Source organism: Lachnospiraceae bacterium JLR.KK008 (genome assembly GCA_037015955.1).
Taxonomy (GTDB): Bacteria; Bacillota; Clostridia; order Lachnospirales; family Lachnospiraceae; genus VSOB01.
On record CP143548.1, the window covers coordinates 2,976,015 to 2,990,985 of the forward strand.

The following is a 14,971-nucleotide window of genomic DNA, read 5'->3' on the forward strand; positions in this document are numbered from 1 at the left end:
AACATATCACCCTTTCCATTACTTTTTAAATTCCGCAATCGCTTTCTGGAGCAGCTTCTCCGTCTCATCGGAAATTACCCGCTCTGTTCTGATGCTCTCCGGAATCTCCGGATATTTTGTATCTAAAAATTCAAAGAAATCTGTCTCAAACTTTGTGATCTCATCTACCGGCACATCAAGCAGGTATTTATTTGTTGCCGCATAAATGATAATAACCTGATATTCAACCGGCATCGGCTTATACTGTGGCTGCTTGAGGATCTCTTTGATCCTTTCGCCCTGTGCCAGCTTTTCCTTCGTATCTGCGTCCAGCTCGGACCCGAACTGTGCAAATGCGGCAAGCTCACGATACTGTGCCAAGTCCACACGAATCGGAGCAGCGATCTTCTTCATCGCCTTGATCTGCGCGGCGCCGCCCACACGGGATACGGAAAGGCCGGCATTGACTGCTGGCCGGAAGCCGGCGTTAAACATCTCTGTCTCCAAATAGATCTGACCGTCGGTAATGGAGATGACATTGGTCGGAATATATGCGGACACATCGCCTGCCTGCGTCTCAATGATCGGCAGCGCTGTCAGAGAACCACCGCCATATTCTTCACTCATTCTGGCCGCCCTCTCAAGCAGTCTGGAATGCAGATAAAATACGTCACCCGGATATGCCTCTCGTCCTGGCGGACGTCTCAGAAGCAGAGAGAGTGTACGGTATGCCGTGGCATGTTTGCTCAAATCATCATAAATGATCAGAACATCCTCTCCATTTTCCATCCATTCCTCTCCGATCGCGCACCCGGAATACGGCGCAATGTACTGCAGCGGAGCCAGCTCACTGGCTGTAGCCGCAACGACCGTCGTATAATTCATCGCCCCAAACTCTTCCAACGTCTTGACAATACCTGCCACTGTAGACGCTTTCTGACCGATGGCTACATAAATACATTTTACGTTCTGCCCCTTTTGATTGATGATCGTATCAATGGCAATGGCCGTCTTACCGGTCTGTCTGTCACCGATGATCAACTCACGCTGACCTCTGCCGATCGGTACCATGGAGTCGATGGCCTTGATTCCCGTCTGCAAAGGGGTATCCACAGATTTTCTTGTGATAACACCGGAAGCAACTCTCTCGATCTTACGGTATTTATCTGTCTGCACCGGACCTTTGCCGTCGATGGGCTGACCAAGAGCGTTCACGACGCGGCCAAGCATTGCATCTCCTACGGGAACTTCCACGACCCTTCCGGTCGTCTTGACAATATCGCCTTCATTGATATTTTTATGACTGCCAAGTAAAACGGCGCCCACGTTATCCTCTTCCAGGTTGAGCACCATTCCATATATTTCCCCAGGGAACTCCAGCAGTTCCCCCTGCATTGCATTTTCCAGGCCGTGCACACGAGCAATGCCGTCAGCTACCTGGATAACGGTACCAACATCGGATACCTCCAGCTCTGACGCATATCTCTTGATCTGATCCTTTATTACCGCACTGATTTCTTCTGGTCTTAAATTCATAGATCTATACGCACCTTTCTTGCTTTCTGTTTTTTATACCAACTGTATTTTCATAAGCTGCTTTTGCAGCACATCCAGCTTCGTTTTGATGCTGCTGTCCACAACTCTGTCTCCGATGCGGATGACCATGCCGCCGATCAGGCTCTTGTCTCTGGAATAGTGCATCTCCATCCGTCGATACTTTGTTGTCTTCAACAACTTTTCAGCAATCTGCTGCCTCTGCTCTTTCTTCAGAGCCTCCGGCGTCGTCACATAGGCGACTCCAATACCTTTCAGCTCCTTCACCTGATCCAGAAAATACTGCAAAATACTGTCCGCCTCACCATAGCGGTCCTTTGCAATGATCAGACAGAGGAATCCCAACAGCTCACTGTCGATTCTTCCTTCAAATATATTTTTGATCACCTGGGTCTTTTCTTCCTTCGTGATCTTCGGATGATTCATCAGGCGGTCCAGCTCCTTGTTCTCCGCAAGGATTTCCCGCAGTACACGAATCTCCTCCATAAAGGAATCCACTTTATTCTCTTCTACGGCAAGCTCGAAAAGCGCTTCTCCGTATGTTTTGGAAATCAGCTTAGCCATGTGGTATCACCTATTTCTTTCAACGTCTCCTCGATCAGTCCGTCCTGAACCGTGGCATCGATCGATGCGGCGACTACTTTGCCCGCCATGAGAGATGCAATGGAAACCATCTCCTTTTTCACATCATCCGCCGCCTTCTTTTTCTCCAGTTCTGCCTCCGTCTCGGCGCGTTGTCTGATCCGCGCAGCCTCCTCTTTGGCCTCTGCAATGATCTTAGCCTCGTTTGCAAGTGCTTTCTTTCTGGCAGCGCTTAAAATTTCTTCCGCTTCCTTTTCCACATTTCTCAGCTTCTCTTCATACTCTGCTTTCAGACTCTGGGCCGTCTCCTGATTCTGCTTTGCATCATCCAGCTCATCTTTGATCTTCTCGCGACGTTTTTGCAACATGTCGCGCACCGGCTGAAACAAAAAATGAGACGCGATCAAAAACAGGGTGAACACTGCGATCATACTGAGCACAGCGTCGTGCAGAAGCTGCGGTGTCAGGTCAAATAAATATGAATCCATGTCTGCCTCCTTTCAGTTTATTTTTAAAGAGACTTCTTATGGCATCAACGGTTTTACGAATAACAGAAGCATAGCGATCAGCAAGCCATAAAGACCTGTCGTCTCCGCTACCGCCTGACCAAGAAGCATGGTAGAGGTAATATCCGACTTTGCACCCGGGTTTCTGCCAACTGCTGCTGCTGCATGGCCAGCTGCAATACCCTGCCCTACACCAGGTCCGATACCTGCAATCACTGCGAGTCCGGCACCGATCGCGGAACATCCTAAAATAAAGTTTGTGTTGAAATCCATTTTTATTTCCTCCTTTATAAAATTCATCGTTTCTAAATTTTCATTCTCAGACGCCTTCTTACAGGCATTCCCGTTATCCTTCTATTGCATCATTTACATATGTCATAGTAAGCATACAGAACACATACGTCTGTATCGCTCCGGAAAACAGATCAAAATATACATGCAGTGCCGCCGGCCAGATAATGGCGATTTTGGAGAGCAACGCATATACAAGCGCCATCATAACAGTTCCTGAGAGTACGTTGGCAAAAAGACGCAGCGACAGAGAAATCGGCACGGCAAAGTCGCCGATAATATTGATCGGTGCCCAAAACACCCAGGGGTCGCACAATCCCTTGATCACGCCTTTTACTTTCTGATGTTTGAACTTGTTAAAGTGAATGGTCGCGAATGTCATCACCCCAAGGGGGAATGTGACACCGTAGTCTGCCGTCGGCGGCCTCAGTCCAAACAGGCCTGAAATGTTGCTCAGGAATATAAAGATAAAGATTGTACCGATATAGTTTGCAAATGCAGGCGCATTTTTTCCCATAACGCCTTCCACCATGCCGTCCAGTTTCTCTATGATCAGCTCGACCACATTTTGAAACCCCTCCGGTACTTCAGACGCATGTTTCACTGCCCGGTTCGCCACAATGCAGAACCCTATGATCACCAGCATGACAATGAGCAGACAAATATGCGTCGTTGTTATCCACAGTTCCTGTCCGAACAGATGATAGGAAAATACGCCATGGATCATAAAATCCACTTCTGCTCCCTGGGATAACAAAATTCCTTGTCCCATATATTCACCTCCTTAATTTTAAGATAGCTTTATGTGTAACAGGCTGTAAATATGCCGCTACTTTCAATGTCATAATTCCAAGAAATGCCGCCAGCGGATCAGCCACCTCAGTACCCATCAGAATGCCCAACACAAGGATCACGATTCCATAGCGGAACGCAAACCGCGTCCTCATCAGCTTCTGCGCGCCTGCTTCCCCCCGGTCCAGCGCTTCATCGATTCCTTTCCACATATGCCACGCCAGAAATGCTGCAAGACTGACGCCAATCCATAGCCCGGCAGCAAATGAAACTGTATCCTTTACCAGCCACACAAATATCAGCTGCAATAATATACCGGATACCGCAATTCCAATCAGTAATTCCGCCAGTGTTTCATTTATCCTTCTTTGTTTTCCTGCTTTTTCTCCCATAGGGCGTCCTTTCCTCCCCATCGTCATAGATCCTTTTCGCCAAAAGAAAAACATTTCTGAATCCGGCTAACGCACCTGTAAAAAACAAGATCACCATCCAATAGGAAGTCCCCAGCTTTCTGTCCAAAAATATCCCTAAAAATGCGCACAAAAAAATGGGGACGAGCATGTTGATACCAAACTGACTGATGGTCACCAGTGCACGATACACTGACTTTTCATATTTCACATCTCTTCCTCCAGATTTTCACTCCATCAATCTCTCTCATAAAACAACCCTTATCCTAAATTATAGCCAATTCTTTCCTTTCTGTAAAGAAAAACCGCTATAAATCAGCCGAAAATATTTGCAATTACAGAATCGTCGACAACTGTGAATTTTCCATTGACTTTTGTACAATGCAAGTGTAGCATTTAATTATCTTACTATAATTATGCCACCTATAATTTCATACAGCATGGAGGTCCCTATGGAATATCCCCTTCTATACCGGAAACGAATCATTCCCAATGAATGTATCTTATTAAAAGACGACGAAGTCCTCTCCTGGGACGCTGAACGGATCGTGACCCGATGGAATGCCCTGAAACCCAAAAAAGAGCTTCATCACGGATATTCCTGCTATTTTCTGACAGAAGGATATAAAGTCAGTAAATTTTATCGGGCGGATCACTCTCTCCTCTATTATTATTGTGACATTATTACCCATGAATATTCTGCTTCCGAGAAGAAGGTCGTTGTCACAGACTTGCTGGCAGATGTGATCGTCTATCCGAATGGATTTGTCAAAGTAGTGGATCTTGACGAAATGGTGCCTGCTCTGGAATGCGGCGGGATTACGATTTGTGAATTAAAACAGGCGCTGCTCTCATGCAGTAAACTGCTGTCTGTCATATATGGCGGAAATCTTCAGGAGCTCACGAAATACATAGAAATGTTTGAATCATAGTAATTGATACAAAAGAAAAACCAAACTCTGACCGATCTGCACCGGTCAGAGTTCTTTTATTTACAGGTAATCCTAAATTTTATATTTATTAATAGAAGATATGTCCGCCAATCGCAATGCCTTCCAGTCCCGGTATCGGCGTCCGGAAATATACACAGTTGCCCACATTCGTCACGCCGCTCATCGCCTCATCCGCAGCATCGTAACAGGCCTGGGTAGCGCGGCCTTCCGCCAGCGCAAGTGCCAGTCTTCCGCTCCCTACGGGCGAAAACTGCTTGTTCTGATAGATCACTCCCACCACCGTATCCGGATACACAGAGCTGAGTACACGATTGATTACGACCGCACCCACGGCGACTTTCCCTGCATACGGTTCTCCGCCCGCCTCACAGTAGATCAGCTGCGCCAGAAGTTCCCTGTCCCCTTCCGCAAACGTCACCTCAGAAATATTTCTCTTAGCGGAGCGGGAAGCCAGACGCGACATCGCCTGCTCCTCTGCAAGCTGTTTCTGTAAGGCGGCAATATTTGCATCCTGCTCCTTCATCTGTGCTTCATAAGTAAGCGCCACATTTTCCGCTTCGGAAATCTGATCCGCATAGCCGGCGATATTGTTGGCCGTGCTCTTGACCATGCCCGCGACTTTGTTTTTCTCCTCTTCCGTCTTCACCTTCAGCTCGTCCAGTTCCTCTTTCTGAGCAACGAGCCGTTCCCTGGCATCCGCAATCTCTTCCTGTGTCGCCTTGTACTGCTCCAGCATTCTCTGGTCATACTCGGCGATCTGTTCAACGTACTGAGTCTTATTCAGAAAATCCGACAGTCCTTCGGAAGAAAAGATCATTTCCATATAGGCGGCGTCGCCTCTTTCATACATGAATTTGATCCTTTTTTTCATGCACTCATATTGCCAGTCTACCGTTTCCTCCGCTTCCTGCAGTGCAGCTTCCGTATCTGATATCTCCTGTTCCTTATCGGCAATGTCACCTTCCAGCCGGCTGAGGTTCTCGCTGACTTCCTCCAGATTGTCATTCAGGATTGTCAACTGGCCCTGCAGAGAATCTTTCTCCCCCTGCATTCCCTGAATCGACTCCTTTGTCTTGTCCAGCGCTGATTGCGTCTGTGCCTTTTCCTGCTTTGCCTTATCCAGTTTTTCCTGTGTCGTAGTCGCGCGAACCGTGTTCGGCGCGCTGGCCACCAGAATTACCATAAAGAGTAAAATGGCAATCTGTCTACCGGCCCTTTTCATTTCTTCCACCCCTCATGGTTTTTACAGTTGCAGATTTATTTCACGCCCGGTCTTTTTATACTGATAATACCTGACCCCCGCCACATCCAGCATTTTTTTGGACGCTATAATAGGATCTGTGTCAGCATATTTGTCGCATTCGTAGACGATCGTTCTTATGCCCGATTGAATGATCGCCTTGGCACATTCATTACACGGAAACAGTGAAACATACAGTTTCGCCCCTGCCAGACTCCCGCCCCGGTAATTGAGGATTGCGTTTAACTCGCTGTGTGTCACAAACGCATATTTGGTATCCAACAATTCTCCTTCTCTCTCCCAGGGAAACTCATCGTCATTACAGCCTATGGGAAACCCATTATATCCCATAGAAAGTATCTTGTTATCTTCGCTGACGATGCAGGCGCCTACCTGGGTACTCGGATCTTTGGAGCGCATCCCCGACAGCTTGGAAATTCCCATAAAATATTCATCCCATGAAATATAATCTTTTCTTTTCATTTCGTCCTCCGACTATTTAGTGCCAAAAATCCGGTCCCCGGCATCGCCCAGCCCCGGCACAATATAACCGTGATCGTTCAATCTTTCATCCAGAGCGCCAATGTACATATCGACATCCGGATGCTCCTCCCGGATTTTCTTAACGCCTTCCGGGGCAGCGATAATACACATAAAACGAATATTTTTACAGCCTTTTTCTTTTAACAGCCGAATCGCCGCCGAAGACGATCCCCCTGTCGCCAGCATGGGGTCTACTACGAACACCTCTCGCTCCGCACAGTCCGCCGGAAGTTTGCAGTAGTATTCCACAGGTTCCAATGTCTCCGGATCTCTGTAAAGCCCGATATGCCCTACCTTTGCCGCAGGAATCAGATTCAGCATCCCGTCCACCATTCCCAGTCCGGCGCGCAGTATGGGGACAATGGCCATTTTCTTCCCCCATAATTGCTTTACTGTCGTCCGGCAGATCGGAGTTTCGATCTCCACATCCGATACTTTTAAATCCCTGGTCGCCTCATAACAGATCAGCATCGCAATTTCACTGATCGTCTGGCGAAAATCTTTTGTGCCGGTGTCTTTTCTTCTGATATATCCGATCTTATGCTGAATCAGCGGGTGCTCCATGATCACTGTCTTCGACATTCTCTTCCTCCTGTTTTGTTTCTCTCACCTTTTCTCTTAGTTCGCCTCGATCAGATCAATCCTTCTCTGATGTCTCTCATCCCCGGAAAATTCTGTTTCTAAAAATGCTTTTACGATGTCCAGCGCCAGGTTGGTTCCTACGATCCCGGCTCCCAGTGCAAGCATATTGGCATTGTTGTGCAGTCTCGTCAATTTCGCGGACGCACAGTCTCCACATAATGCGCAGCGGATTCCCGGAATCTTATTGGCCGTGATTGAGATTCCGATTCCGGTTGTGCAGATTACGATTCCTTTCTCACAAGTGCCATCCGCGACAGCCTGCGCTGCCGGTCTGCCAAACATCGGATAATCGCAGGAATCCTTGTTGTCACACCCAAAATCCCTGTACTCATACCCCGCACTTTCCAGATATTTTTTGATTTCCTGTTTCAGGTCATACCCACCATGGTCACTTCCCAATGCTATCATTGTCTCTTCCTCCTGTTATTTGGTTTATCAGATCATTGCGCAACTGTTTATATTTGCCGAATTTCATATGCAATTCTAAAAACTCAAATAATTATATCTTTCTGCAAAAGCCAGGGCATGTCGCCTCTAAAATCTGGTGTCCGGCTGCTTTCAGCAACCGGTTCATCACGGCCTGTCCCACACCTTTGTCCGAAAATGCCTCTGAATAAATACAGGTTACATTCCGGGCATCAAATTCCCTTAATATCGCATACAACCGTCTGGCGATTGCCTCTTCATCCGTCCTGGCGCCGACGCTGGCGATGCTGTCCGCCTCGTAAAGCGGCTCCGTCTCATCGGTGCAGATAATGCCTACGATTTCCCCTGCCAGCCGTTTGGCTCTGGCAAGTCTGCGTATCGTATCCGTTACGTCTTTTTCCTCACCTGACACAATCGTCAGTTCTCCCTTGGGCGCATAGTGCCTGTATTTCATACCCGGCGCCTTGGGCGCCTGCCCGCTGTCAGCCTGCAGCAGTGTCATGTCCACATCCACTTCCGTGTTAAGCACACTTTCCAGCATTTCTTTCGTAATATAACCCGGACGCAAAATCATTGGTCTTGACTCAGTTAGATCTACGATCGTAGACTCCACGCCTATTCCCACCGCGCCTCCGTCCAGTATCATCTCAATCTTCCCGTCCAGATCTTCGCGCACATGCTTCGCCAGCGTAGGACTGGGTTTGCCCGAAAGATTGGCACTCGGCGCCGCCACATAGCCGCCTGCTGCCTCGATCAGCGCCAGCGCAATCCTGTTCTCCGGCATCCGCACCGCCACTGTGGAAAGACCGCCCGTCGTCTCCAGCGGAACCGCATCCGCCTTCTCCAATATCATGGTCAGCGGGCCGGGCCAGAAACGCGCCGCCAGCTTTTCCGCCTCCGGCGGAATCCTCACGGCAATCTTTTTGACTGCCTTCCACTGGCAGATATGCACAATCAGCGGATTATCCGAGGGCCGGCCCTTGGCGCTGTATATTTTTCTGGAAGACTCTTTTTGCAGCGCGTCTCCGCCAAGTCCATATACTGTTTCCGTGGGAAATGCCACAAGCCCTCCGGCTCTTAGGACCGCCCCGGCTTCTTTGATTATCTTTTTGTTTATATGATCTTCTGTCAAGACCGCATATTTTGTTTCCGGCATAAAGTTACCCCGATATGATTACCTTCCATATTATATCATAGACTACTTTTGCAGGAAAGGGGTTTTCGGTTTTGAACAAAACGGCAGTGTATTCTTAGTGCAAATCAAAACAGTCTCATCTGCTCATAGTCCGAACTGCGTTCTAACAGACAGGGAATTTTATGAAGAATCTGTTCTGCTTTCGCATCATCAAACATCCACTCTGTAATTTCGTCCCGTTCAAGAATCAGAGGCATCCGGTCATGCACCGGTTTCATGGAAGCATTCGCCGCTGTGGTGAGAACCGTAAAATGTGTCCCGTCCTCATAGCGCCTGCTAAGTCCCGCCATAAACAGCAGCGACGAATTCTGCCTGCGAAACGTACTTTTCTCCTTTGATGGATTCCATTCATAAAACTTCATGGCCGGAATCACAACTCTCCCATGCTTCATGCTTCCCCGGAACAAAGGCTTCTCCAGTACGGATTCACATCTGGCATTGAAAATCAGCCGCTTTTCCCTGAATCCCGGAAATCCCCAACGCTGCCAGCCGCAGCAGACAGATTCGTTTTTTCCCAGTAAAACCGGGGCAGCCCTGCCCGGGTATATATCACCTGCGGGAATTTTTGCCGTCGCCCTCAACGAATCCTCTCTCTGCGCTTTATCCATCTGACCGATTAGCTTCTCAAGCTCGCCGACCATTTCATTGTCCACATAATACCTGCCGCACATAAAATCTCCTGCTTTGTTATGATCTCACAGCCGCTCACTCGTTCAGCGTCTGCATGATCCCCATAAAGACCGCCCAGGCTACTTTCTCCTGATAAGTATCGTCAGCCAGCTTGCCGGCTTCCTCACTGTTGGAGAGAAAACCGCATTCCACAATGATCACTGGGGAAGACGTTTTTTTCAGCAGATAATAGCTGGCATTGGCTTTCGCCTCCCGCTTGTTTTCCCGGTCCAGCCGGTCTTTCAGACTCTTCTGCATGGTTTCGGCCGCATTTTTACTCTCCGCGCTGTCTTTATAATAAAAGACCTGCGCCCCTTTTACGTACTCTTCCGGATAACTGTTCTGATGGATGCTCACCGTAATCGCAGGTGCTGTCTCCTCGATCATAGCGATCCGCCGTTTCATATCCTGCACTTTTTTATTTTCCGCCCCACTGTCATAGAGCCCCTGCCCATCCGTGCGGGTCATCACAACTTCGACCCCTTCCATTTCCAGATATTTCTTCACTTTCTGCGCGATCTGCAGATTAATATCCTTTTCCAACGCTCCGTTAATACCGACTTTACCAGGGTCGTCGCCTCCATGCCCGGCATCAATGACAACGCACAGCCGCTTTTCTTCTACATGGCTGTTGAGCACATATTTTGCCGTTCCTTTTACTGTCAGAATTCCCGTCATAACCAGCATCAGTCCCATCGCTGCATACACGGCTGCATTCCCCGCCCGGCTTATGTTATCTTTCCATTTTATCATCATTTTATCAAACCTGATTTTTTTACAATTTTATGAACAAATGTACTTTCCTATGAAAGATAAGGCAGTAATTTCCAACTGACATGTTGTGTTTTATAGTATATAGATACAGCGCCAAAAGCAACGGAATCCCGAATGACAAAAGCAGAACCCTGACGCTCAGAATTCTGCCCTCGTTTATCGTTTCGTCTTTCGTATTCTTTCATTACGAAGCGAACGCTCTCAGTTTATCCATGTAAAAATCCGTCTATTACATTCCATACCGAGGGACGCTCAAAGCCCAGCTTCCATGCGCCCACGCCCGCCACCTTATATCTTGCCATAATATTCAGCTTTACTTCCAAAGACTGCTCATCTTCCAGCCAAACCTGATACAGACAGCCGTTATTATCCTCAAATTCCGCATAATTCTGACATGTCTCCTCATCCCATACCGCAGACACACCATTTTGGGCAAGAAATTGATCCACAGAGTTCATGCCCAGCGCACTGCTCGTCATCTCGCCGCCTTCCGTCTTCCACACTCTCGTGTAAAACGGTACTGCGTTGATGACTTTTTCCGGAGGTACATCTTCCAATGTTTTCTGAATGCCGCTTTCCACAAATCCAATAGAAGCCACGCTGCCCGCCTCAGAACTTCCTGACCAATGTTCATCATAACCCATAATAATTACATAATCGGCTACCGCTCCCTGTTCTGCTCTCCCGTAGTATTCCGTATTTCCGATTGGCACATAATTGTCGATAGAGAGGACAAGCCCGGCCGCCCGGCAGGCAATCGACAGTTCACGGATAAACTGTACAAAGTGCTCCCCTGATTCCGCTCCCATTTGCGGCGCTTCAAAGTCTATATTGATCCCATCCATGCCGCAGGCCGCAGCCGCCTGCATGAGCCCATCTATCAAATGAGTCCGTTTTGATGTGGAAGACAGCACATTATAGGTGTCCACGGCATCATTAAAATTATCAACCAGTCCCCACACTTCCAGGCCTCTCTGATGCGCCTGCGCTACATAATCCGTCGAGGCTATGCTTGTAAAATTACCATCCTCGTCACTCAGGGAAAACCATGTCGGAGAAATCGTGTTCAGCCCCTGCGTTCCGGCCAGCGCATCGGTCAGTGTGGCATTGGCCGCCGCATTTGTCACCTGATGCCACGCCATACAGATCTTATAATCTTTCGATATGTTTGTATACACGGGTTCTTCATAGTCCGTCACTGCTGTCATCTGCTCTGTGTGCATATTGTCCAGCCGCTTTCTCTCCACATAACCGATCAGCGCATCTGTCTTCACCCTGACCCACGTATCCATCTCTTCCAGAACTATGACCGTACTGCCCGCTTCCATATCTTTCAGAATCTCACTTTTCACGCCGCCCTGATAGCGAACTGCCGTATCTTTCGTAATTTCCGCCCAGGTCTGTTCTCCCCACTGTGTGTAGACCTGCATACGATTAGGCTCCGTATAGGTTTCGTATGAAAAGTTTGTGAACTTTTTCACGTATTCTGCCGCAACATATAACACATCACCTTCATATCTGGCGATCACATAACCGGCGTCCTCATTGGCCCCCTCCTGCAAATACTCTGTACTGCCAATATTCGCTCTTATGATGTCATAGGGAGTCGTGTATAACAGCAGTCCTTCCCCATTGTCCTCATAAAAACGCTCGTTAAAATACTGATGTACCGTATCCAGGCTGAAATAATACATGCCATCTATTAAAAGAGCCTTATCTTCCAGTATCTCATCCTGAAGCACGATCGCAGTCTCTCTCTCTTCGTGCAGATTAAAATAATCTTCCAGATCCGCTCTTTCTTTGGAATAAGAATATTTTTCTATTATTTTCATTCCCAAACTGGCCGCAACTACCAAAATAATAAGGACGATTGCAACTATTACCGGAATCATTTTTTTCATTCGCTTCCAGCTCCTTTCCAATCGTCCCCATTATATCAGACTATTCTGATACCGTCATTACCAATTTTGACGTTTTTTGTATTTTTAAGGGAGATCACTGTCTGTCAGCGTAAAGGCTCCTTGATCCGTTTCCTTATTTATCGTGATCCCCTCCTCTCTGTCAGGTCAGACGGACTCTGTCATATCGAAGCTGCGTCAGCCTGCCTTCCTGATTTACCACATAATCGGGCATATAGACAGACTCTTCATTTACACAACATGTCTGTGCCAGTTCTTCTGCCGATACACGTTTTCCGTCAAGATACAGCTCCGCACCTTCTTTTACGAGCTTTTCCAACCGTTCCTTCATCTCATTCTGATTATCTTTTTGCAGCACACACTCCCTCCTTTCTCATCCAAAGTCGGGCGAAACGATTCCTCACCCGCCGTACGGGCGCTAACCTGCGATAAAACATGGCTTCGCATATCCCGTACTTTTAAAAATCCGCAGAAGGAGAAACCTTGTGATACATTCTATTCCTTCGGATTTTTATAATTTTTTGGTAAATATGGTATAAAACAGTTCTGAAGAGATGCAGGGACGTGTATTATGACATAAAATAAATCAGTGGTGAAAAAATTTGAATTATAACATTAAGAAATAGTTGGAAAATTTTGATGTTCAATATAGACACATAAGCTTATAAGACTTCCTCATACTAACAAGCAGAGGTTAATTGGATGAAACTTTCCGTTTCAAGACTTAATGTAGACTGGCATGAATTCATGCCCCGGGTTTGAAAAAAATATCTGCCTCCTTCCAAATACTGTTTGTCCGAAAGCATCTCTGGGCATTATTATAACGTAAATATTCGTATGACACAAGCCTTTTAAAAAAATTATGAAAAATTTATGAATACCATTTCCTCTCTATTGACTTGTCGAATCAATGAGTATAAGATACATGTAACTGTATGGTGGTTTTAGTGTTCAAGCAATGAATTAATTTCCAGATGGGAAAGACCTATAAAGTGGTATCATATAAGCAAGGATGTGAATTTATGAAAATTGAAAAAGTGAATGACCATCAGATTCGCTGCACTTTGACGAAAGCCGATCTCATTGACCGGGAATTGAAGATCAGCGAACTGGCTTACGGCACGGAAAAAGCGAAAACTTTATTTCGAGATATGATGCAGCAGGCCTCCTTTGAATGTGGTTTTGAAGCAGAGAACATTCCGTTGATGATAGAAGCGATTCCATTAAATTCGGAATGTATTATACTTATTATCACAAAAGTGGAAGATCCTGAAGAGCTGGACACCCGCTTTTCTAAATTTGCCCCTTCCGTACACGATTCCGAAGAGGAAGAGGATAGTACTTCCACTGCTTTTCTGGAAGGCGCCGATGATGTTCTTGATTTGTTTAAAAAAATTCATGAGAATAAGTATCAAAACGCTTCCGATGGGGAATCCGTTCAGTCAGCCAGCCTGACCCCTTCCCTGTCCGATCTGACAGAAGACAGTGATACGGTAGCTCTCTCATCTGTTGTCGACATGACAAGAGTGTTTACCTTTCCTCATTTAAGCGAACTGACCCGGCTGGCCCATGTATTGAGAAATTTCTATAACGGTGTTAATTCCTTATACAGGAACGAGAAGTCAGACGCTTACGCTCTCATTCTCACCAAGGGAAATCATTCTCCCGAAGAGTTTAACAAAGTATGCAACATTATTTCTGAATATGGTTTTACAGAGAAATATTCTGCCGGTACGGAAGCATATCTGAACGAACACTGTGAACTGTTTATCGCAGATAATGCCCTGCAGTCACTGGCAATGGTCTGATTTACTGACAGTCAAATAAAAGAAGCAGTCCTCTGCCAGACAGAGCTGCTTCTTTTTGTTTTGGTCTGTGTTTCCCAGCGCAGGACGCCTTTATGCCGTTGCTTCAATCTGCTTCATAAGCTCATCAATGTCCATACCGTGAACCATTGCGGCCTCTTCCAGCGTCTCACCCTGTGCGGATGGACAGCCAAGACAGTGCATACCTGCTCCCATCAAGACTGAAGCGACCTGAGGATTGATCCGAAGGATCTCTCCGATTGTCATGTCCTTTGTAATTCCTGCCATCTTTCTACCTCCTGTATGTGTCATAATATGTTCTTGTGTTCGCCTGCTTTCCTCATACCGCACGCTCTTTCGCAGCCGCGCAGGCACTCCGTCCCTGCGCTCACGGGCTTCGCACTTCCTCGCCACGTCTTAACCTGCCTGACTCTTCGCAGCCGCGCAGGCACTCCGTCCCTGCGCTCACGGGCTTCGCACTTCCTCGCCACGTCTTAACCTGCCTGACTCTTCGCAGCCGCGCGCAGGCACTCCGTCCCTGCGCTCACGGGCTTCGCCCTGTCAAAACAGCATCTGTCAGTCCGTTCCGCAAGCGTCCGTACTGGCATCTGCTGTTTTGGTACTGCTCATTGCTTTCGTGGACATTATAATACTTTATCCTGCAGTTGGCAAGTTATCCACGTTTTTCACA

At 47.3% G+C, this 14,971-nt stretch carries 19 protein-coding genes; 2 read left to right on the forward strand and 17 right to left on the reverse strand.

All coding sequences use genetic code 11. The features are described 5' to 3' along the window. Positions 1-18: 18 nt before the first annotated feature. From atpA to V1224_14705, 7 genes are all read right to left on the reverse strand, one after another. Entirely contained in the window at positions 19-1,515 is a 1,497-nt protein-coding gene (atpA, locus tag V1224_14675; GenBank protein ID WWR15697.1) for a F0F1 ATP synthase subunit alpha, read from the reverse strand. Between the two features lie 33 nt (positions 1,516-1,548). Beyond that, complete coding sequence (locus V1224_14680) at positions 1,549-2,097, reverse strand: F0F1 ATP synthase subunit delta (protein ID WWR15698.1); 549 nt, start codon at positions 2,095-2,097, stop codon at positions 1,549-1,551. Then, positions 2,085-2,603 carry a F0F1 ATP synthase subunit B gene (gene atpF / locus V1224_14685; protein WWR15699.1) on the reverse strand — a complete coding sequence of 173 codons (519 nt, stop codon included), beginning with the start codon at positions 2,601-2,603 and terminating at the stop codon, positions 2,085-2,087. Before atpF ends, V1224_14680 begins: the two co-directional genes overlap by 13 nt. 36 nt (positions 2,604-2,639) lie before the next feature. After that, a complete protein-coding gene (atpE, locus tag V1224_14690) occupies positions 2,640-2,894 on the reverse strand; it encodes an ATP synthase F0 subunit C (protein WWR15700.1) in 255 nt (84 codons plus the stop codon). A gap of 73 nt (positions 2,895-2,967) precedes the next feature. Next, positions 2,968-3,684 (reverse strand): F0F1 ATP synthase subunit A, encoded by a 717-nt coding sequence (gene atpB / locus V1224_14695; protein WWR15701.1) that lies wholly within the window; start codon positions 3,682-3,684, stop codon positions 2,968-2,970. 4 nt (positions 3,685-3,688) lie between these two features. Further along, positions 3,689-4,096, reverse strand: a complete 408-nt coding sequence (locus V1224_14700) for an ATP synthase subunit I (protein WWR15702.1) — start codon at positions 4,094-4,096, stop codon at positions 3,689-3,691. Beyond that, complete coding sequence (locus V1224_14705) at positions 4,059-4,325, reverse strand: AtpZ/AtpI family protein (GenBank protein WWR15703.1); 267 nt, start codon at positions 4,323-4,325, stop codon at positions 4,059-4,061. The genes V1224_14700 and V1224_14705 overlap by 38 nt, the downstream gene beginning before the upstream one ends. A 241-nt stretch (positions 4,326-4,566) precedes the next feature. Here V1224_14705 and V1224_14710 point away from each other — a divergent pair, with 241 nt between their 5' ends. After that, on the forward strand, positions 4,567-5,046 hold the full coding sequence (locus V1224_14710; protein ID WWR15704.1) for a DUF402 domain-containing protein: 480 nt from the start codon (positions 4,567-4,569) through the stop codon (positions 5,044-5,046). Between the two features lie 88 nt (positions 5,047-5,134). Here the strand turns inward: V1224_14710 and V1224_14715 are convergent, their stop codons facing one another. The 9 genes from V1224_14715 to V1224_14755 all read right to left on the reverse strand — a co-directional run bounded on the left by V1224_14715 (position 5,135) and on the right by V1224_14755 (position 12,833). Further along, the gene (locus tag V1224_14715; GenBank protein ID WWR15705.1) at positions 5,135-6,289 is read right to left on the reverse strand and encodes a cell wall hydrolase; all 1,155 of its coding nucleotides are present in this window, start codon (positions 6,287-6,289) and stop codon (positions 5,135-5,137) included. A 21-nt stretch (positions 6,290-6,310) separates the two neighbouring features. Next, on the reverse strand, positions 6,311-6,790 hold the full coding sequence (locus tag V1224_14720; protein ID WWR15706.1) for a dCMP deaminase family protein: 480 nt from the start codon (positions 6,788-6,790) through the stop codon (positions 6,311-6,313). 12 nt (positions 6,791-6,802) lie between these two features. Next, positions 6,803-7,432 carry a uracil phosphoribosyltransferase gene (gene upp / locus V1224_14725; protein ID WWR15707.1) on the reverse strand — a complete coding sequence of 210 codons (630 nt, stop codon included), beginning with the start codon at positions 7,430-7,432 and terminating at the stop codon, positions 6,803-6,805. Between the two features lie 36 nt (positions 7,433-7,468). Continuing rightward, the gene (gene rpiB / locus V1224_14730) at positions 7,469-7,900 is read right to left on the reverse strand and encodes a ribose 5-phosphate isomerase B (protein WWR15708.1); all 432 of its coding nucleotides are present in this window, start codon (positions 7,898-7,900) and stop codon (positions 7,469-7,471) included. 91 nt (positions 7,901-7,991) lie between these two features. Next, positions 7,992-9,074 carry an L-threonylcarbamoyladenylate synthase gene (locus tag V1224_14735; protein ID WWR15709.1) on the reverse strand — a complete coding sequence of 361 codons (1,083 nt, stop codon included), beginning with the start codon at positions 9,072-9,074 and terminating at the stop codon, positions 7,992-7,994. A gap of 104 nt (positions 9,075-9,178) precedes the next feature. Then, positions 9,179-9,784 carry an SOS response-associated peptidase family protein gene (locus tag V1224_14740; protein WWR15710.1) on the reverse strand — a complete coding sequence of 202 codons (606 nt, stop codon included), beginning with the start codon at positions 9,782-9,784 and terminating at the stop codon, positions 9,179-9,181. A 34-nt stretch (positions 9,785-9,818) separates the two neighbouring features. After that, a complete protein-coding gene (locus V1224_14745; protein WWR15711.1) occupies positions 9,819-10,538 on the reverse strand; it encodes an N-acetylmuramoyl-L-alanine amidase in 720 nt (239 codons plus the stop codon). Between the two features lie 224 nt (positions 10,539-10,762). Then, positions 10,763-12,457 (reverse strand): glycosyl hydrolase family 18 protein, encoded by a 1,695-nt coding sequence (locus tag V1224_14750; GenBank protein ID WWR15712.1) that lies wholly within the window; start codon positions 12,455-12,457, stop codon positions 10,763-10,765. Between the two features lie 160 nt (positions 12,458-12,617). Continuing rightward, positions 12,618-12,833 carry a hypothetical protein gene (locus V1224_14755; protein WWR15713.1) on the reverse strand — a complete coding sequence of 72 codons (216 nt, stop codon included), beginning with the start codon at positions 12,831-12,833 and terminating at the stop codon, positions 12,618-12,620. Between the two features lie 664 nt (positions 12,834-13,497). On the opposite strand from V1224_14755, the gene V1224_14760 reads away from it, so the two are divergent. Continuing rightward, on the forward strand, positions 13,498-14,283 hold the full coding sequence (locus V1224_14760) for an adaptor protein MecA (GenBank protein WWR15714.1): 786 nt from the start codon (positions 13,498-13,500) through the stop codon (positions 14,281-14,283). Positions 14,284-14,373: 90 nt separating this feature from the next. Here the strand turns inward: V1224_14760 and V1224_14765 are convergent, their stop codons facing one another. Beyond that, positions 14,374-14,568 (reverse strand): DUF1858 domain-containing protein, encoded by a 195-nt coding sequence (locus V1224_14765; protein ID WWR15715.1) that lies wholly within the window; start codon positions 14,566-14,568, stop codon positions 14,374-14,376. Positions 14,569-14,971 lie beyond the last annotated feature (403 nt).